Raw genomic sequence first — 18,321 nt, 5'->3', positions numbered from 1 at the left:
CGACGAGTAGTGCCGCGCCGGGAACACGCCGGATCACCCGGCGGCACCTTGCGCGCCGCTCGGGCGCCCCACCGGGGCGGGGGATCGCGGGCTTGTCGCGTCGGTCGGCGGGCACGCTCACCGGCGCCACGCGACAGAACGGCAGGCAGGCACCGGAGACGGACCTGCGCCGTACGTGTCCACGGGGCGGGGATGATCCGGACTCGGCCGGCAACGGAACCCGGGCAGCGGCGTACCGGCGACCGGGTGGTGCGGAGCGAGGACGGTCCGGAGCGGTGGGCGGATCGCCCGACGACTCAGGCGATGAGCCGGACCTGTTCCGCCTGCGGGCCCTTCTGGCCCTGGGCGATCTCGAACTCGACGCGCTGACCGTCGTCAAGCGCCTTGTAGCCGTCCATCTGGATCGCGGAGAAGTGGACGAAGACGTCCTGCCCGCCATCGACCGCGATGAAGCCGTAGCCCTTTTCGCTGTTGAACCACTTCACGGTGCCCTGCGCCACGGTGCACTTCCTTACTTCGGTCGCGTCGGAGCTGCCCGAGCTCCGGCGACGCCGTATGCCTGCCGGGGCCGCCGAGTCGCTTTCCCCAAATGGATCATGTAATTGAACGGATCCAACGAATCGAGCGGCCGAACCCGCACCGTACACCAAGGTCGGTCGGCAGCGCACTAGGCCAAATCGGTCACCGGGCCGGGAACCGGGCGATCGTTTTCCGGCCTCTCACCTATTGGCGGCGGTCTCTGCGCAGCTCATCCGGCGGGTACGGAAAGCGGCGGCGGCTCCGTTACCCGCCGAAACTGGTCGCCGTACGCCGTGCGACCATGGCGGACGTGCCGGCTTCCATCCCGCAGACCGCCATCGAGCCGGAGTTCGGCCCCGCCGCCGAGCGCCCCGGCTCAGCCGCTGCGGACCGGGCCGCCGGACCGGCCGATTCCGGTCCCCGGCCGGACCTCGCCCTGCCACCGGTCCGCCGGGTACGTCCGACCGACGCCGCCCGGGTCCGGGCGATCCGCCTGGAGATGCTCGCGGACTCGCCGCTGGCCTTCCTGGAGACGCTCGCCGACGCGGCGGCCCGGCCGCACGCCGAGTTCGCGGCCCGGGTCGCCGGGATGTCGACCGGCACCCGGACGGCCGCGTTCGTCGCCGAGGTCGACGGGCGGGTCGTCGGGCACGCCGGTGGACAGGCGGCGCACGGCCAGCCGGGGGTGAGCGTGGTCTTCGCCGTCTACCTCAGCCCGGACTGGCGGGGCAGTGGCCTGCTGGCCGCCCTGGTCGACGCGGTGGCCGCCTGGTCGAGGGCGGCCGGCCGGCCGGAACTGATGCTGGAGGTGGTGGTCGGCAACGACCGGGCGGTACGGGCGTACGAGCGGCTCGGCTTCGTCGACACCGGGGTACGGGTGACGCACCCGACCGTACCCATCCTCCGCGAACTCCAGATGGCCCGGCGGGCCTGACCCGACGGGCCGGAGCGCCTGCGCCCGAGCCGGTGAAGCGTTCGAACCCGGCTCCGGAACGGGTCCCGCCGACCGAGCGGAACCCGTCCGTGACGTTCAAACGGGTCCCGCTGAGCGGGCGGAACCCGTCCGTGACGGTCAGTTGTGCCGGCGGGCCTGCACCACCCGGAACCGGTTGGCGACGTAGGCGCCGTCGGTGAGGGCGGCGTTCGCCGCCGGGTTGGCGCCGCTGCCGTGGAAGTCCGAGAACGCCGCCGACTGGTTGACGAAGACGCCGCCGGTCAGGTTGCAGGACAGGTGTACGCCGCTCTCGATCGCCGCGGTCTCGGCGGCGTCCAGCACGGCCTCGTCGGTGGAGTAGACGGCGGCGGTCAGCGCACCCCGCTCGGCTACGGTCTGCCGCAGGATCGCCAGGCTGTGCGGGGTGGAGTCGGTCGAGATCACGAACGAGATCGGCCCGAACCACTCCCGCCCGTACGTGCCGAGGTCGTCGGCGCCGAGCTTGGCGATGACCGGGGTACGCACCACCGCGCCGGGGTAGTTGGGGTGCTCGACGGAGCGGGACGGCAGCACCGGTTCGCCGACCCCGGCGACCTCGTCGAGCCGGGCGAGTACCCCGTCGTTGACGATCGCGCCGATCAGCTCGACCGCCCGGGCCGGGTCGCCGGTGAGCTTGCCGACCGCGCCGGCGATGCCGGCGGCGACCTCGTCGACGCTCTTGTGCCCCTGGTCGGTCTCGATGCCGGCGGCCGGCACCAGGATGTTCTGCGGGGTGGTGCACATCTGTCCGCTGTAGAGGGTCAGCGAGAAGCCGATGTTGCGGCACATCCCGGCGAAGTCGTCGGTCGAGTCGACCACGATGGTGTTGACGCCGGCCTTCTCGGTGTAGACGGCCGCCTGCCGGGCGTTCGCCTCCAGCCAGTCGCCGTACTCCGTCGAGCCGGTGAAGTCGACGATCTTCACCTCGGGGCGGAGCGCCAGGGTGGAGGCGAGCCGCTCGCCGGGGGCCTCGGGGGCCAGCAGCATCAGGTTCGGGTCGAAGCCGGCCTCGGCCAGCACCTCGCGGGCGTAGCGGACGGTGACGGCGAGCGGCAGCACGGCCCTCGGGTGCGGCTTGACCACCACCGGGTTGCCGGTGACCAGCGAGGCGAACAGCCCCGGGTAGGTGTTCCAGGTCGGGAAGGTGTTGCAGCCGATCGCCAGCGCCACGCCGCGCGGTACGACATGGAAGTTCTTGGTCATCCGCAGCGGCTCGCCCTTGCCGGCCGGCTTCTCCCAGGCCGCCGTCGCCGGGTGCCGGGTCATCTCCCGGTACGCGTAGGCGAGCGCCTCCAGCGCCCGGTCCAGCGCGTGCGCGCCGCCGGCCTGGAACGCCATCACGAACGCCTGGCCGCTGGTCGCGTGCACGGCGTTGGCCAGCTCGAACACGTTGGCGTGCAGCCGGGCGAGGATCTCCAGGCACACCCCGACCCGGGTCTGCGGCCCGGCGTCCCGCCAGGCCGGCAGCGCGGTCGCGGCGGCGGCCAGCAGCACCTCCGCCTCGGCGTGCGGATAGCTCACCCCGAGGTCGATGCCGAACGGGCTCGACTCGGTGGCCACCCAGTCGCCGGTGCCGGGCTGGTCGAGCGGGAACTTGCCGCCCAGGTACGCCCGGAAGGCCGCCTCGCCCTCGGCGGCGGCGGTCTCGCCGTAGACCCGGGGGCTGGGCGACTCGGGGTAGGCGGACCAGTAGGCCCGTTCGGTGATCGCGGTCAGCGCCCGGTCCAGCGTGTCGGCGTGCCGGGCGAAGAAGGGGTGCGGGGTCTCCGTCATGCCGCCATCATGCCGCACCGGGCCGACCGGTCCCAGCCTCCCGCACCCGGCGGACGGCGCTGGTCAGAGCGTCGTCTGCCAGGTGTTGAGCCCGGCGACCGGGCGGAACCCCATCGCCTCGTTGATCGAGATCATGTACTCGTTCGACGCGGCGTTGTAGGTGTCGATGGTCCGCAGCGCCGACTCGTGCGCCAGGATGTGCCGCAGGTTGTCGACCTTGATCACGGTGCCGAGGCGGTGCCCCCGGTGCGCCGGCTCGACCAGGGTGATCTGTTGGAACGCGTGCCAGTCGCAGCTCACGTTCATGCCGATCCCGGTCCAGGCCACCAGCCGGCCGGTCGCGTCGTGCCGGGCGCCGCTGTTGTACCAGTACTGGCCGCGCTCGTGGTGCGCCTGCTCCATCTCGCGCAGCCGGGTCACCTCCGGTTTTGCCGCCTCCCAGGTGACGTCGCCGAGCGGCGCGTCACTGATCAGCCGGCTGTCCAGGTAGGCGACGTCCTCGGCGTACTCGTCGGGGGTCGCGCCCTGCCAGCGGACGATCGAGTAGCCCTCGGCCCGGGTCAGCGCCTCGGCCAGCAGCCGGTCGAGTTCCGCCTCGTCGAGCCGGGTCAGGTCGAGCCGGCGGCGTACGTCGGCCAGCGCCGCCTTGGCACCCATCGCGGCGGCGAAGGCGTCGCCGGGCGTCGTCGGGGCGGCGTCCGGGTTCATGTTGGCGACCTCGCCGATGATCCGCTTGCGCCCGGCGCCCTGGACGATCCGCGTCGCGTACTCGTAGAGGGCCCGGCCGACGCCCCGGCGGCGGTGCTCCGGATGGACGGCGAGCACCAGCCCGGCGTTCTCCAGGTTCTCCCGCTGCGGCAGGGAGACCGACAGGTAGCCGACGGCCACCCCGTCGAGATAGCCGAGTGCGTGCCGGTCGTCGTCGCCCGGCCAGGGTCGCCGGAGCCCGGCGAAGAAGCGCTGTCGGGACAGCACCGGCACGTCGGGCTGGTCGTTCGCCCGGGCGGCGGCCTCGATCTCGTACGCCCGCTCGGTGGCGGCGGTGTCGGCGACGTCCAGCGGGGTGACGACGATGTCCATGCCGTCGAGCGTGCCGCTTACACGAACGGGGCGCGACCGAATATCCGTGCACGGTCACCGGGATCGATGGATCGGCGGCAAAGCAAACGGCCGGACGAGGGGAGTCGTCCGGCCGTTGCGAGATTTTGGTCGGGAGGACGCCCGCACAACGCCTCCGGCGTCGGGTCGTTAGAGCTTTGAAAGTCTACGGCGGTGCGTCCTCCCGCACGGAGCATCTTGCGTCCTGCAGATGCAGGCGTCAAGCCCTCTACCGCGTGTTTTCGTTACGGGCGGCAAAACTACAGCTACGGAGCGCATCCGTACCACCGGGCGAGGCGCTCGCCCGGATCGATGAACGGATCTCACCTGCAAGTTGCACGTGCATCTTCCCGGTCGCCCGTCCAGAGGCTGAGGAAAATTTTTTCGAGATTTCAGCCGAGCAGGCCGGCGTCCCGGGCCGCCCGCAGCGACGGCTTCACCCGGTAGGTCGGACCGACCTGCGCCGCCACCGCGTCCAGGGTCTTCAGACCCTCGCCGGTGTTGTAGACCACGGTCTCGGCGTCCGGGTCCAGCCGGCCGCTCGCCACCAGCTTGCCCAGCACGGCCACCGTCACCCCGCCGGCCGTCTCGGCGAAGACCCCGGTCGTACGCGCCAACTGCCGGATGGCGGCCCGGATCTCGTCGTCGTCGGCGTAGTCCATCCAGCCACCGGTGCGGCGGACCGCCTCCAGGGCGTAGAGCCCGGCGGCCGGGTCGCCGATGTTGAGCGACTTGGCGATCCCGGTCGGTCGGACCGGGGTGATCACGTCGGTGTCGCCGTGCAGCGCGACGGCGATCGGGTTGCAGCCGGCCGACTGGGCGCCGAAGACCTTCCAGCCGTTGGCCGGGGCCTCGACGAGTCCGATCTCGACCAGCTCGCTGAACGCCTTGTCGATTTTGGTGAGCAGCTCGCCGCTGGCCATCGGGATCACCACCTGCTCGGGGATCCGCCAGCCCAACTGCTCGGCGACCTCGTAGCCGAGCGTCTTGGAGCCCTCGGCGTAGTACGGCCGGACGTTCACGTTGACGAACGCGGTGTCCTCGAACTCGTCGGTCTCGACCAGCTCGCCGCAGAGCCGGTTGACGTCGTCGTACGAGCCGTCGATGGCGACCACGTCGCCGCCGTAGACGGCGGTGGTCACCACCTTGCCCTGCTCCAGGTCGCCGGGGATGAAGACGATCGACGGCACCCCGGCCCGGGCCGCGTGCGCGGCGACCGAGTTCGCCAGGTTGCCGGTCGAGGCGCAGGCGAACCGGGTGAAGCCGAGGCCACGGGCGGCGGTCAGCGCCACCGACACCACCCGGTCCTTGAACGAGTGGGTGGGGTTGGCGCTGTCGTCCTTGACCCAGAGCGGCGCCCGGATGCCCAGTTCGGCGGCGAGGCCGGCGGCCGGCACCAGCGGGGTGAGCCCGGGGTTCAGGGTGACCCGGGTGGTCGGGTCCTGGCCGGCCGGCAGCAGGGCGGCGTACCGCCAGAGGTTCTGCGGGCCGGCCTCGATGTCGGCCCGGGTGACCCGGGCCAGCGTGGCGGCGTCGTAGCCGACCTCCAGCGGGCCGAAACACTCGTAACAGGCGTGCTGGGCGATCAGCGGGTATTCGGTGCCGCAGCCGCGACAGACGAGCACCCGGGCGGGATTGGGCGCCACCGGGCTGGTCTGGCTGGGGGTCGCGTCGATGATCGACGTCATGGCGAGGCCGTCCTCTCATCTTTCCCTGGCGCCGCACCGCGCGGCGGGGACGGATTTGGCACCTGCTCCGCCGTGGAGTGGTTGCCGGGGCGTCATCGGGCCGTATCCCTCAGCCCCTCTGGATGAGGTATGAAGTTGTGCCGCCAGTCTACGGGCACCGCGAGCCGCTGTCCCGGCTGCCTTGCCGGTGTGAGCAAGATCCCCGGACCGGCGGCCGGACGGCCACGGCACCACCCGCTCAGATAGTTACCTTAGGCTAACGAAAACTGACGAAGATTCGGCACGGCCGGCGCGGACAGGCCGGCCGGGCAGGACGGGAGCGCGACGTTGCAGGACGCGATGCAGGCCGGAACGGTCCGGATCACCGGGGCGGGCGGCGACGAGATCGAGGCGTACCTGGCCCACCCGCTCGGGACGGCACCGCGCGGCGGGGTGGTGGTGATCCACCACATGCCCGGGTACGACGAGGCGACCAAGGAGATCACCCGTCGGTTGGCCGGCTACGGGTACGCGGCGATCTGCCCCAACCTCTACTCCCGGGAGGCACCGGGGGCGAGCCCCGACGACGCGGCGGCCACCGCGCGGGCCGCCGGAGGCGTACCGGACGACCGGCTGGTCGGCGACGTCGACGGCGCGGCCGAACACCTGCGCGGGCTGCCGGGCTCGAACGGCAGGGTCGGGGTGATCGGGTACTGCTCCGGCGGCCGGCAGGCGTTCCTGGCCGCCACCCGGCTGCCGCTGGACGCCGCCGTCGACTGCTACGGCGCGTTCGTGGTCGGCCACCCGCCGGAGACCTTCCCGCTGGCCGTCACGCCCCTGCTCGACCAGGCCGACCGGCTCTCCTGCCCGCTGCTCGGGCTCTTCGGCGCCGACGACCAGTACCCGTCGCCGGCCCAGACGGACGAACTGTCCGCGGAACTGACCCGGCTCGGCAAGCCGCACGAGTTCCACACCTTCGACGGCGCCGGGCACGGCTTCTTCGCCGTCGACCGGCCCGGTTACCGGCCGCTGGCCGCGACCGAGGGCTGGCAGAAGGTACGCGACTTCTTCCACCGCCACCTCGACGCCTGACCGCGCCGATCCCACATCGTTTCCGTACCGAGCCCGAGGAGGCCGGCATGTGCACGTACGTCACGGTGAAACGCGAGGTCGACGGCAGTGGCAAGGGTGCCGACGGCTGGTTCCCGGTCACCGACACCTGCGTCTACGTCGACCATCCGACGCACGCCCCGTACGCACACACCCTCAACATCGACTTCCTGAACCCGGCCGCCGGTCCGGCCGCCCGGGTCGCGGTGGAGTTGACCGAGGAGTCCGCACTCGCCCTGGTCGAGGCGATCCACGCGGCCCTGGCCGCCGCACCGGCCGGGCTGGCCAGCCGCGACCAGAGGGTCTGACCCGGTGGACAAGGTCTGAGCGCGTGACAAGGTGACCCGGTGACCCGGGGCCGGCGGTGCCGGGCCGGCCCCGGGTACCGGTGCTCGGATGCCGGGCCGACGTGCCGCCCGGCGGTGCCGGTCAGAGCGTCCGGGACTGCCGGACCAGGGCCCGGCCCACCCCCGCCAGCGCGACCACGCCGACCAGGCCGAGCAGCAGGAAGTACGGCCAGGCGCCCGGGAAACCGCGCAGCAGCGCCTCCCGGAGCGCCGTCACCCCGTAGCTGACCGGGTTGACGGCGGCGACGATCTGCTGCACCGGCCCCAGGTTGTCGAACGGGTAGAACGACGGGCCGGCGAAGAGCAGTACCGGGGGCAGCACATTCACCAGCACGGTGAACCGCTGCACGTCCTCGACCAGGGTGGCGAGCAGCAGGTAGAGCGCGTTGAAGGCCAGCGCGGCGAGCACCGCACCGCAGAGCAGCGCCGCCCACCGCTCCGCCGGCCAGTGGGCCCGGAACAGTGCCGCCGACACCGCCAGCGCGGCGACCGTCTGTGCCAGGACCAGGCCGGAGCCGGCGAGCAGCTTGCCGGCGATGTACTGCCGGCGGGTCAACGGGTACGACCACAGCTCCAGCGCCATCCCGTTCGCCCGCTCCTGGAACAGCGCCGTACCGGAGATGGCGGCGGCAGCCAGCAGCGCGGAGAACATCAACGCCGGGATCACGAAGTCCGGATAGCCGACCGGCCGGCCCCGGTAGCTCACCTCGGGAACCAGGTCGGCGATCGAGGTGCTGAGGAGTGCGAGGTAGACGACGGTCGGCACCACCCCGATCAGCAGGTTGGCCCGGTTGCGGGTGAGCAGCAGCCACTCCCGCCGCAGGGTGGCGGTGAGACCGGAGCCGTGCCAGGGCGGCGCGGCGGTCTCCTCGTCGGCGAGTACGGGCGGCATCACCGGCTGGTCACCTCCGATCGGGTCAGGGCCGCGAACGCCTCCTCCAGCGAGGCCGTCGCCAGTTCGACGCTGTCCACCGGTACCCGCTGCTCGGCCAGTTCGGCCAGCAGCCGGGGCAGCCGCTGCCGGAGTTCCGGCCCGGTCAGCACGATCTCGTCACCGCTGCGGGCGGCGGCCAGGCCCAGCCGCAGCGCCCCGGTGGCGATCGCCGGCCAGCCGTCCACCGAGCCGCTGCGCAGTACCGCCCGCGCCTCGCCGCCCTCGTTGCGCAGGTCGGCCGGAGTGCCGTCCCGGATCAGCCGGCCGTGGCTGACCACCAGCACCCGCTCGGTGTTGCGCTCCACCTCGTCGAGGTAGTGGCTGGTCAGGATGATGGTCAACTCGTGCTGCCGGCGTAGCTGGTTGAGGCTGACCCAGACCCGCCGCCGGCCCTCCATGTCCAGGCCGGCCGACGGCTCGTCCAACAGCAGGATCCTCGGCACCCGGAGCAGCGCCCGCACCACCTGGAGCCGGCGCCGCTGCCCGGCCGAGAGGGTGTGCACGGGCCGGTCCTCGCTGCCGGCCAACTCGAAGGCGCCGAGCAGTTCCTCGGCCCGGGTACGGGCCCGGCGCCAGGGCAGGCCCCGGAACGCGGCGGCGGTCCGCAGGTTGTCCCGGACCGTCAACATCAGGTCGAACGGTCCGGACTGGTGCACCACCGCCACGTCCCGCCGGGCGGCGGCGTCGGGGCTGCGGCCGTGCACCAGGATCCGGCCGGAGCTGACCGGGCTGGCTCCGCAGACCAGTTTGAGCAGGGTGGTCTTGCCGGCGCCGTTCGGGCCGAGCAGTCCGACCGCCTGGCCCGGCGGGACGCTGAAGGTCAGCCCGTCGACCGCCGGGGCGGTGGCACCGGGGTACACCTTGACGACGTCGGTCGCGACGACGGCCGCAGTCATGACGCACCGCCCAGCACCGGCTCCGGAAACCCCGGCAACGGCGGTACGCCCAGCGCGGCGAGGATGATTCGGATCGCGCTCGCCGGCCCGGTCTCCGACAGCGGCGGGCCGGTCCGCAGATGGTGGTCGACCTCGTCCGGGGCGATGACCGGGGTGACCTCGTCCGGGGCGGCTGGGCCCGGCTCCCCGGCGGGACCGGCGGGACCGGCGTCGGCGACGGCCGCCGGGTCCCCGAACCGGCAGCCGAGCACGATGTCGAGCCGGTGCGCCGGCCGGGCCGGGCGGCTCCGGCTGCCCAGGCCGGTACGCAGGTCGTCCACCGGGCGTACCGCTGCCGGGGAGATGCCGACGGTCACCCCGCCCAGCGCGTCGAGGGCGTCCAGGGCTCGGCGTACCCGTTCCGGGAGGGCGGAGCCGGCGGCGAGGTGACGTACCCGGATCCCGGCCCCCCGACGCCGGACCCCCGGCACCGGAAGCTGGTGGTCGGTCTCCGGTACGGCCCGGGCCGCCGCGCCGGCCAGCCAGAGCGTGACGCCGTCCGGCAGCGGGACCGGTGGCCCGCCGACGGCCGGCGCCCGCAGGCCACCGGGAGCCCGGACGGCGACCTGCGGCACCCGGCCGAGCACCGCGGTCCGGGGTACCGGCGGGTCGTAGAGCGGCAGGTTGTCGCCGGCCGTCAGCAGGTGGTCCGGCCGACGGGCGACCACCCGGTGCACCACGATCCGCTCGCCGCGCTGGTACGCCACCACCTCGCCGGAGCAGATCTGGTCGAACTCGACCGGTTCGACCACGACGGTGCCGTCGGCGAGCGCCGGCAGCATCCCGGAGCCGGTGACCGGCAGCCGGGCGAGCCGTCCGGCGGCCAGTGCCGCCCGTACCAGTTCGGCGGAGCCGCTCCCCCTCACCGGTCGGCCTCCCCGTCGGCCGGCTCGGCGGCCCGGAGCAGGTCGCGGGCCCGCAGCAGCGCCACGAACTCGCGGACGTCCCGGGCGACCACCTCGCGTTCCGCCTCGTCGTCGCCGCCGAACTCGTCGGCCAGCTCCCGGGCGACGGTCTCCACGTCGCTGCCGGCGGCGATCCGGCGCCAGATCTCGGCCGCGCTCGCGTTGAGCGTCTGGAACCTGCCGTCGTCCGGGTGGTAGATCCGCACCTCGTCGCTGTCGTCGACCCAGACGATCTCGGGGTTGATTCCGACCGTCACGCGGCACCTCCCGGTCCGGTGGTCAGCAGGGTCCGCGACCGGCGTACTCCGGACGGAGGCCGGCTGCGCCAGTCGTCGTCCGGGTACGCCGAGCCGGCCCGGACCGGCCGGAACCCGGTCGTCCCGGATTCCCGTTCCCGCAGGCCCGCGCCGCCGGAGCCGGTGCACGTAGCAGTGCCGGCAGTCGGCCGCGCCTGCGCCCTCGACTCCGCCCTCGAAGACCTCGTCCGGCTCCGGGCCGGCGTCGGCGGAAGCGGCGAACATCTGCCGCAACGGCTGTTCCCGCAGGTTGCCGACCCGCTGCGGTGCGCCGGTGACCGACTCGCGGGCATGGACGTCGCCGCGCGGGTCGACGTAGATCTCGATGCCGCCGAGCCCGCAGTCGGCCCGGACCCCGCACGGCCGGACCGCCTTCGGCGCCTGGCCGAGGACCGTCCGGGCCACCGGACCCGTCCAGGCGGACCGCCGTACCGCCGGATGGGGCTCCCAGCCGAGTGGGACGCCGTCCCAGCCGCCCCGGCCGGTGGCGCTGTGCCCGACGGCGGTATGGCTCATCATCCGGACCCGGCTGAACTCGATGCCGTCCAGGAACGCCATCAGGTTGTCCAGCGCGGCGATGTTCTCCGGCGACACCACGTGGTCGATCGCCGGCTTGACACCGGCCGCGTTCAGCAGGGCCAGCCCGCGTACGGTCTGCGCCACGGTGTCCTCGCCCGGGTCGGCCCCGGGCACCTGCTGGGCACCGCCGTCCAGGCTGACGGTGACGGCGGCGAAGGTGTCGGCGACCCGCCGGGCGGTCTCCGCGTCGCGGATCCGGCTGCCGGTGGTGACCAGGTTGACCCGCAGGCCCCGGGCACGCGCGCGGTCGGCCACGTCGAACAGGTCGGGTCGCAGCATCGGCTCGGCGCCGGTCAGCACCAGCAGTTCCGCACCCAGCCCGGCGATCTGGTCCACCAGGTCGAGCGACTCCGCCGGCTCCAGCTCGCCGGGCAGGCTGCGGGCGCAGGAGCCGAGGCAGTACGGGCAGCGCGGGTGGCAGCCGTCGGCGACCGCGTAGTGGACCGTTCCCAGCGCCGGTTCGGCCGGCCCGACCCCGGGCGCCTGGTCGGGCAGGTAGACCAGCCAGTTCAGCACCAGGGTGGCGAGTACGCGTTCGAGCGGGTCCCGGCCGTCCGGACCGGCGTACCCGGCCGGCGGGTCGGCGCCGTCGGCGAGCGCCCGCAGCAGCCCGAACTCGTCCTCGGTGAGCACCGTCCAGGCGCCCAGGCCCGGATTCTCCACGAGATACCGGTCCCGGCACCGGAAGTAGCCGAGGTCGTCCGGGACGACCAGGGAACTCCACATCGTCGACAGCCGCACGCACCACTCCCCCGTCCGGCGGCGAGGAACCGCCGTCGGACGGTTCCCGCACTGCCCTGAGGTCCCTCCGGCGGGTCTCGCCGACGGGACTCGAACCCAGCAGAAGAATCACCCACCGTCATCACGTGGTGCCAGAAAGCAAAAGTGTCGTCTTGACAACCGATCGGCAGGGATCTAATGTCCGGTTCCCTGCCACCCCACCGGCCCGGGTCCAGGAAACGCCTCACCGGCGGAAGGCGAGGTGCCGTCTCTCGTGTCCGCGATCTCGGTCTCCGTGGTCGACGACGACCGGATGCTGCTGGACGGCATGGCCGCCTGGCTCGGCTCCATTCCCGACCTCCGGCTGCTCTGCACCGCCGCCACCGTCGACCAGCTCCTCGACACCGAACCGGGCCGGGCCGACGTGGTCGTACTCGACCTGCTGCTGGCGGACGGGTCCGCGCCGGTGGACAACGTCCGCCGACTCGTCGAGACCGGCCGGCCGGTGCTGGTGGTCAGCGTGGTGCCGCACGTGGTGCACGGCGTGGACGTGATCCGGGCCGGCGCGTCCGGCTATCTGACCAAGGACCACGACCTGCCGAGCCTCGCCGACGCGATCCGTACCGTCGCCCGGGGCGAACTGGCGCACTCCCCCGAGCTGGCCTTCGCCTGGTCCTGCGACGACCGGCCGGACCGGCCCAAACTGGCACCCCGGGAACGCGCGGTGCTGGTCGCGTACGCCTCCGGCATGACGTTGACGGCGGTGGCCCGCAAGGTCGGCATCCAGCCGACGACGGCGCGACAGTACCTGGACCGGGTCAAGGCGAAGTACTGCGACGCGGGCCGGCCGACGTACACGAAACTCGACCTCGCCGACCGGGTACGCGAGGACGGCCTGCACCGCTACCCGTCCGCCTCCGGCGACGACGCCGGCCAGAGCAGCTCGACACTGGTGCCGTGACCGGGCTCGGAGAAGAGTTGCAGCTCGCCGCCGACCTCGGTCATCCGCTCCTCGATCGACCGACGTAACCCGAAACCTCCACTGACACCGTCGGCGTCGAACCCCTTCCCCCGGTCGACGATCCGCACCCCGAGCACGTCGTCGTACCAGTCGACGGTCACCCACGCCTCGCCGGTACCGGCGTGCCGGGCCACGTTGTTCAGCGCCTCCCGCGCGGCGTCGCAGACCGCCCGTACGACGTGCCGGGGCAACTGGACCGGCACGTTGCCGGAGCGCAGGTGCACCCGCAGGCCCAGCCCGGTCGCATCGGCCACCACCTCGGCCAGGCTGGTGGCGAGCGTGGTGTCCGCCTCGGCCCGGTCCTCGGTGACCAGACTCCGGATGTAGTCGGCCTCCCGGCCGCAGCGGCGCCGGACGTCCTCACCGCGATGGTCCAGCCCGCCCCGGGCGATCGCGGTCAGCGTGGCCAGCGCGGTGTCGTGCAGCCGCCGGTAGTGGTGCAGCCGTTCGGCGTACCGGGCGGCTCCGGCGGCCGTCGCCGTCTCGGCGGCGAGCCGGCGCTGGGTCGCCTCGTCGACCGCGCTGGCCTGGGCACAGAGGAACCGGCGGATGAAGTACAGCACCAGCGCGAACCACAGGCTGGAGTTGACGTGGTTGACGAAACCCGACTCCCAGGGCGGCAGCCCGCCGATCTGCACCGAGGCGGCGGCCACCGCGGTCAGTACCAGCAGTCCGAGCCCGACCAGCAGCCCCCGCAGGCTCAACACCGCGCCGACCAGCGCCGCCGAGCCGAGGGCGAACTTGCCGGCCCAGTTCGCCGCCGACAACTCGAAGCCGGACCGGATGTTCATGTTGACCACGACCAGCAGCCCGCAGGTGATCGCCACGTCGACCACCACGTTGCCGTAGCTGAACCAGCCGCGCCGCCACACCAGCGCACCGAGTACGACGTTCCAGCCGACCGCGCCGACCAGCAGCGCGACGTTCAGCGCGGGACTGTGGTAGCGGTCGGCGCTGCTGGTCATCCCGAGCAGCGCCGGCACGATGTAGCTCGCCCGCTGGCAGAAGAGCACCACCGCGACGAGCCGCAGCGCCCGTTCCCGGCCGGGCATCGCGACCATCAGCCGGGCGTCCACCCAGCCCAGTCGCGCCTCGGCGAGGAACCGGTTGATCCGCCGGGGCGGTCGCCCGACCCGGGTGGCAAGGTCCAACACCGGCCCACCCCTGTCGCAGAGTCACCGGGCCGCCACCCGCGACCCCGACCCGCCGCCGACTATATGGCACAAGTGCCCCGCCCGGACTACCCCTGGTGTCCAGGTCGATGCCGGGCCGGCGCGGGTGGCGGGGCTACGACACCACGTCCTTGCGGGTGAAGCGCCAGAAGGCGAGCGACCAGAAGACGGTGGCGTAGCAGATCGCCGAGATGGCGCCCTTGACGATGTCGTCGGTCTGCACCGGAGTGGAGAGCAGGCCGAGCCAGGCGCTGCTGTAGTGGGTCGGCAGGAAGTCCCGGAGCACGCCGAGCGCGGTGATCTGGTCGAGGATGCTGGAGAGGATCCAGAGCAGCACCGCGCCGCCGACCGCGCCCAGCGCCGCGTCCGTGGTCACCGACAGCAGGAACGCCAGACCGGCCACGACCAGGAGTACGACCGCCAGGTAGCCGAGGATGCCGAGCAACCGGAGCAGTCCCTCGCCGGCCGGGATCTGCGCGGCGACGGTGCTGGACAGCGGCGACCAGCCGTACCGCAGGGTGCCGGCGAGCAGGGCGGTGCCGGCGAGCAGCAGCAGGGCGAGCAGCGAGTACCCGAGCGCGACCACCAGCTTGACCGCGAGCAGCCTCGCCCGGGGCACCGGTACGGCCAGCAGGTAGCGCAGGCTGCCCCAGCTCGCCTCGCTGGCCACCGTGTCGCCGCAGAAGAGTGCCACCACCACGACCAGCAGGAACGATGACGAGACCAGCAGCGCGAAGAGCGCGAAGTTGAGCCCGCCGGTGGTGGCCAGCTCGATCAGGCTGCCGAACTCGCCCCCGCCGTTGTCGTCGTCGCCGGAGCCCTCGAACTCAAACGCGACCAGGATGATCAGCGGCAGCAGCACCATGAAGCCGAGCGCGAACTGGGTACGTCGGCGGGACGCCTGCCGGCGCCACTCGGCGGCGAGCGCGAGCGTGGCCCGGGGCCGGTACCCGGCGGCGCCGCCGGCCGCGTCCGGTGCCCTGGTCTCCGTGGCGGTCATCAGCGGTCCCCGCTTCCCCGAGAGTTCTCGCCGACCAGGGCGAGGAAGGCGTCCTCCAGGCGGCGGCGCGGCATGACCCGGTCCACTCCGACGCCGGCCCGGACCAGTTCGGCGACCACCTCGCTCCGGGCGGTGCCGTTGGTGTCGACCACCAGCGCGCCGTTGGTCTCCGGCAGCACCCGTACCCCGGCCAGCCGGTCCAGTACGGCACGGGCGGCGTCGACGTCGGAGACGTCGAACTGGGTACTCGGCGACTCGCCGACGATCTCCTCCACCCTGCCGGCCGCCACGATCTGCCCCTTGTGTACGACGACAGCGTGCGTACAGGTCTGTTCCACCTCGGCGAGCAGGTGGCTGGAGACCAGCACCGCCCGGCCGTCGGTGGCATACCGGCGCAGCACCCGGCGCATCTCGGCGATCTGCGGCGGATCGAGCCCGTCCGTCGGCTCGTCCAGCACCAGCAACTCCGGCAGCCCCAACATCGCCTGGGCGATGGCCAGCCGCTGCCGCATGCCGTGGCTGTACTTCTTGGTCTTCCGGTGGATGGAGTCACCGAGGCCGGCGATCTCCAGCGCCTCCTCGAAGTGCGCGTCCGCCCACGGCCGCCCGGTCGCCCGCCAGTACGCCCGCAGGTTCTCCAGGCCGCTCAGGTGCGGCAGGAAGCCGGGCCCCTCCACCAGGGCACCGATCCGGGACAGCACCGGTGAGCCGGGGACCAGCCGGTGGCCGAAGACGTGGATCTCGCCGGTGGTCGGCTGGGTCAGCCCCATCAGTACCCGTAGCGTGGTGGTCTTGCCGGCGCCGTTCGGCCCGAGCAGTCCGACCACCTGTCCCCGGTGCACCTCGAAGTCGATCCGGGAGACGGCGACGAAGCCGTCGGCGTACTCCTTGCGCAGGTCGCGGACGACGAGCGGGGTGTCGGCGTACTCGGGATGCACCGACGTGTCGTGCCGGCGGTGCCGGCGGCGGAGCACGGCCACCACCACGACGAGTCCGAGCACGATCGCCGCGACCAGCCCGACCAGCGCCCACCGCCAGGCCACCGCCGGGGTGGCGATCGGCTCGCCGACCACTGTCGGCAGCGACACCTCGGCGCCGGTCAGCGCGGCGCCGGCCGGCATTCCGGGTACGGCTTCGGTGGCCGGCCCGGCCAGTGCGACGGTGTAGGTGGCCGGCTCGACCGGGGTGGCGTACCCCTGGTCGGAGGTGGCGACGACGATCCGCAGCCGGTGTCCGGCCTCGATCCGGCGCACGATCGCCGGCAGGGTGACCCTGACCGGCGTCGCGGTGGCGACGTCGGCGGGCAGCCCGGTCAGCCGGATCGGCGCGACCAGGCCGTTGGAGAGCGCGGCCGGGCCGTTCGGGTCGACGTCGTAGAGCTTGACGAAGAGCACCGCCTCGCCGGTCGGCGACGCGGCCCGGAGGGTGACCGTCGGCGAGCCGACCACGTCGACGGCCCGGTCCAGCGGGGCCGACTCGAACCGGGCGTGCTGGCCTGGCAGGTCCCCGGCGACGCCGTCGAGCAGGGACGAGAAGCCGCCGCCGAACGGCAGCGCGGAGATCGCCGCCGGATTGCCGGCCGGTGGGTTCGCGATCCGCTGCGCCGGGCCGGCGACCGGGATCGACTCGGCGGCCGTGCCACCGACGCCCGGGTAGTCGGTGACGGAGAAGCCGGTGGCGACCAGACCCCGGTCCAGCGCGTCGAAGCCGGCAATCCGCGACCAGGTGAAACTGCCCGACGGCGTCTCGCCGGAGCCCTTGACGTAGTGCTCCAGCCACTGTGCCATCAGGAAGCGCAGCCGGTCCTGGTCGGTCTGCGGGCCCTCGCCGCCGTCGTGTCCGCCGGTGAACCAGGCGACCCGGACGGGGGTGCCGCCGGCCGCGATGCCCCGGGCGTTGGCGTCCGCCTCGGCGAGCGGGAAGAGGGTGTCGGCGGCGCCCTGGATCAGCAGGGTGGGCGCCTTGATCCGGTCGAGGACACCGGCCGGGCTGGACCGGCGGAGCAGTTCGACCGCCGCCGGGTCGCCCCGGCCGGTGGTGGCGATCCGCAGGTACGCCGCGCAGACGTCGGCGGCGAACCGCCCGCAGGCGGGATCGGCCGGGGTACCGCCCGGAGCGGCGCCCGGCACCGCGCCGAGCACCGGGTCCTGGCCGGCGCCCGGCCCGCCGTCGCCACCGGAGTCCTCGTTCCCGTCGTTGCCGGAGTCGCCGCCCGGGGCGGCGCCGGGTGCGCCGAGCCCGCCCAGTCCGCCGAGGCCGCCGGTGCCGCTACCGCTGCCGAAGAAGATTCCGGCCCAGCCCTTCTTGAACACGCCGTCGGCCGGCTCCCGGCCGGTGGACTCCGGCAGGAAGGAGCGGGCCAGGTCGTTCCAGGTGATCATCGGCACGATGGCGTCCACCCGCTGGTCCTGGGCGGCGAGCAGCAGCGCCAAGCCGCCGCCGTACGAGCCGCCGACGACTCCGACCCGGGGGTCGCCGGCCGCGTCCTTGCGGATGTCGGGCCGCTCGGCGAGCCAGTCGAGCAGTCGGGCGGCGTCCCGTACCTCGTAGTCGGGGTGGTCCAGGTGGATCTCCCCGCCGCTGCGCCCGAACCCCCGCGCGGTGTACGTCAGCACCGCGTAGCCCAGCCCGGCCAGGTCCTCGGCGTCGTCCTCGACCGACCGCTTCGTGCCGCCGAAGCCGTGTGCCAGCAGCACCGCCGGAACCGGGCGGGTCGCGCTCGCCCCGTCCGGCAGGTAGAACCGGGTGTCCAACTCGACCGGCTGGGCGCCGTCCGGTCCGGACCGGACGGTGATCATCGAGTCCGTTGTGGAGTAGGGCGGGCTCTCCGGCCACACGGCCCAGCCGACCAGAGCGGCCAGCAACACCACCACGGTGGATCCGGCGACCACGCGGCGCCGGGTCGGCCGGGCACGGCGCAGCCGCGCCAGCAGTCGGGAAGGCATGGACCACACCGTACGGCGCGGGACCTGAGCATTGGCTGAGATCCGCCGTACGTCCGTCCGGGTGGCCCGTTCGGTGCCTGGGAATCGTCGTCCGAGTAGGCCGACCCGGTATCCGGCGCGGCAACTTCGGATCCTGTGAATTCCGATATTTTGGGACACCAGGCTTCTAATCGATACATGCGCCTTGGCAACTATGTACAAGGAGTCACTTTTTTGCTCACCCGGTGTTACCTGTACCCAAGTGACGCATAACTGACTGCTCGGCCCGGATCGTACGGGTCTGACGTCTACTAGTTTTCCGGTCCGGTGGACGGGACCGGCGGCCTC

Annotated in this window: 15 protein-coding genes and 1 riboswitch; of the genes, 4 read left to right on the top strand and 11 right to left on the bottom strand. The window is 73.0% G+C overall.

The window, feature by feature from the left end:
* Positions 1-296: 296 nt before the first annotated feature.
* The gene (locus Pen02_RS01540; protein WP_203864050.1) at positions 297-500 is read right to left on the bottom strand and encodes a cold-shock protein; all 204 of its coding nucleotides are present in this window, start codon (positions 498-500) and stop codon (positions 297-299) included.
* A gap of 455 nt (positions 501-955) precedes the next feature.
* On the opposite strand from Pen02_RS01540, the gene Pen02_RS01535 reads away from it, so the two are divergent.
* Positions 956-1,453, top strand: a complete 498-nt coding sequence (locus tag Pen02_RS01535) for a GNAT family N-acetyltransferase (RefSeq protein WP_239139945.1) — start codon at positions 956-958, stop codon at positions 1,451-1,453.
* Positions 1,454-1,591: 138 nt separating this feature from the next.
* Here Pen02_RS01535 and paaN read toward each other — a convergent pair whose 3' ends face one another.
* The 3 genes from paaN to thrC form a co-directional block, all read right to left on the bottom strand.
* Positions 1,592-3,265: a phenylacetic acid degradation protein PaaN gene (paaN, locus tag Pen02_RS01530; RefSeq protein ID WP_203864048.1), complete on the bottom strand. Its 1,674-nt coding sequence runs from the start codon at positions 3,263-3,265 to the stop codon at positions 1,592-1,594.
* Positions 3,266-3,328: 63 nt separating this feature from the next.
* Positions 3,329-4,345, bottom strand: a complete 1,017-nt coding sequence (locus Pen02_RS01525) for a GNAT family N-acetyltransferase (RefSeq protein WP_203864047.1) — start codon at positions 4,343-4,345, stop codon at positions 3,329-3,331.
* A gap of 410 nt (positions 4,346-4,755) precedes the next feature.
* The gene (gene thrC / locus Pen02_RS01520) at positions 4,756-6,051 is read right to left on the bottom strand and encodes a threonine synthase (protein WP_203864046.1); all 1,296 of its coding nucleotides are present in this window, start codon (positions 6,049-6,051) and stop codon (positions 4,756-4,758) included.
* 12 nt (positions 6,052-6,063) lie between these two features.
* Positions 6,064-6,180, bottom strand: a riboswitch (SAM riboswitch).
* 198 nt (positions 6,181-6,378) lie between these two features.
* On the opposite strand from thrC, the gene Pen02_RS01515 reads away from it, so the two are divergent.
* Together Pen02_RS01515 and Pen02_RS01510 are read left to right on the top strand one after the other, a co-directional pair.
* Positions 6,379-7,122 carry a dienelactone hydrolase family protein gene (locus Pen02_RS01515; protein ID WP_203864045.1) on the top strand — a complete coding sequence of 248 codons (744 nt, stop codon included), beginning with the start codon at positions 6,379-6,381 and terminating at the stop codon, positions 7,120-7,122.
* A gap of 47 nt (positions 7,123-7,169) precedes the next feature.
* Positions 7,170-7,448 (top strand): DUF6295 family protein, encoded by a 279-nt coding sequence (locus Pen02_RS01510; protein WP_203864044.1) that lies wholly within the window; start codon positions 7,170-7,172, stop codon positions 7,446-7,448.
* Between the two features lie 121 nt (positions 7,449-7,569).
* Here the strand turns inward: Pen02_RS01510 and Pen02_RS01505 are convergent, their stop codons facing one another.
* The 4 genes from Pen02_RS01505 to Pen02_RS01490 are packed head-to-tail and all read right to left on the bottom strand — an operon-like array spanning position 7,570 to position 11,877.
* Positions 7,570-8,379 carry an ABC transporter permease gene (locus tag Pen02_RS01505; RefSeq protein WP_239139943.1) on the bottom strand — a complete coding sequence of 270 codons (810 nt, stop codon included), beginning with the start codon at positions 8,377-8,379 and terminating at the stop codon, positions 7,570-7,572.
* The gene (locus Pen02_RS01500) at positions 8,379-9,317 is read right to left on the bottom strand and encodes an ABC transporter ATP-binding protein (RefSeq protein WP_203864042.1); all 939 of its coding nucleotides are present in this window, start codon (positions 9,315-9,317) and stop codon (positions 8,379-8,381) included. Before Pen02_RS01500 ends, Pen02_RS01505 begins: the two co-directional genes overlap by 1 nt.
* Complete coding sequence (locus Pen02_RS01495; RefSeq protein WP_203864041.1) at positions 9,314-10,222, bottom strand: S24/S26 family peptidase; 909 nt, start codon at positions 10,220-10,222, stop codon at positions 9,314-9,316. The genes Pen02_RS01500 and Pen02_RS01495 overlap by 4 nt, the downstream gene beginning before the upstream one ends.
* Complete coding sequence (locus Pen02_RS01490; RefSeq protein WP_203864040.1) at positions 10,219-11,877, bottom strand: PqqD family peptide modification chaperone; 1,659 nt, start codon at positions 11,875-11,877, stop codon at positions 10,219-10,221. The genes Pen02_RS01495 and Pen02_RS01490 overlap by 4 nt, the downstream gene beginning before the upstream one ends.
* 253 nt (positions 11,878-12,130) lie before the next feature.
* On the opposite strand from Pen02_RS01490, the gene Pen02_RS01485 reads away from it, so the two are divergent.
* Positions 12,131-12,817, top strand: a complete 687-nt coding sequence (locus tag Pen02_RS01485; protein WP_239139871.1) for a response regulator — start codon at positions 12,131-12,133, stop codon at positions 12,815-12,817.
* Here the strand turns inward: Pen02_RS01485 and Pen02_RS01480 are convergent.
* From Pen02_RS01480 to Pen02_RS01470, 3 genes are all read right to left on the bottom strand, one after another.
* Positions 12,760-14,031 carry a sensor histidine kinase gene (locus tag Pen02_RS01480; RefSeq protein ID WP_203864039.1) on the bottom strand — a complete coding sequence of 424 codons (1,272 nt, stop codon included), beginning with the start codon at positions 14,029-14,031 and terminating at the stop codon, positions 12,760-12,762. The genes Pen02_RS01485 and Pen02_RS01480 overlap by 58 nt on opposite strands.
* A 133-nt stretch (positions 14,032-14,164) precedes the next feature.
* The gene (locus Pen02_RS01475) at positions 14,165-15,049 is read right to left on the bottom strand and encodes a DUF2705 family protein (protein WP_203864038.1); all 885 of its coding nucleotides are present in this window, start codon (positions 15,047-15,049) and stop codon (positions 14,165-14,167) included.
* Positions 15,049-17,994 (bottom strand): alpha/beta fold hydrolase, encoded by a 2,946-nt coding sequence (locus Pen02_RS01470; RefSeq protein WP_203864037.1) that lies wholly within the window; start codon positions 17,992-17,994, stop codon positions 15,049-15,051. Before Pen02_RS01470 ends, Pen02_RS01475 begins: the two co-directional genes overlap by 1 nt.
* Positions 17,995-18,321 lie beyond the last annotated feature (327 nt).

This window comes from Plantactinospora endophytica (assembly GCF_016862915.1).
Taxonomy (GTDB): Bacteria; Actinomycetota; Actinomycetes; order Mycobacteriales; family Micromonosporaceae; genus Plantactinospora; species Plantactinospora endophytica.
The sequence above is the reverse complement of the archived record's forward strand: the minus strand, read 5'-3'. Positions and strand labels throughout refer to the sequence as shown.

Excerpts from the sequence above, each read along its gene's own strand:
- paaN (WP_203864048.1), bottom strand. The coding sequence starts at position 3,265 with ATGACGGAGACCCCGCACCCCTTCTTCGCCCGGCACGCCGACACGCTG.
- Pen02_RS01525 (WP_203864047.1), bottom strand. The coding sequence starts at position 4,345 with ATGGACATCGTCGTCACCCCGCTGGACGTCGCCGACACCGCCGCCACC.
- thrC (WP_203864046.1), bottom strand. The coding sequence starts at position 6,051 with ATGACGTCGATCATCGACGCGACCCCCAGCCAGACCAGCCCGGTGGCG.
- Pen02_RS01510 (WP_203864044.1), top strand. The coding sequence starts at position 7,170 with ATGTGCACGTACGTCACGGTGAAACGCGAGGTCGACGGCAGTGGCAAG.
- Pen02_RS01505 (WP_239139943.1), bottom strand. The coding sequence starts at position 8,379 with ATGCCGCCCGTACTCGCCGACGAGGAGACCGCCGCGCCGCCCTGGCAC.
- Pen02_RS01500 (WP_203864042.1), bottom strand. The coding sequence starts at position 9,317 with ATGACTGCGGCCGTCGTCGCGACCGACGTCGTCAAGGTGTACCCCGGT.
- Pen02_RS01475 (WP_203864038.1), bottom strand. The coding sequence starts at position 15,049 with ATGACCGCCACGGAGACCAGGGCACCGGACGCGGCCGGCGGCGCCGCC.
- Pen02_RS01470 (WP_203864037.1), bottom strand. The coding sequence starts at position 17,994 with ATGCCTTCCCGACTGCTGGCGCGGCTGCGCCGTGCCCGGCCGACCCGG.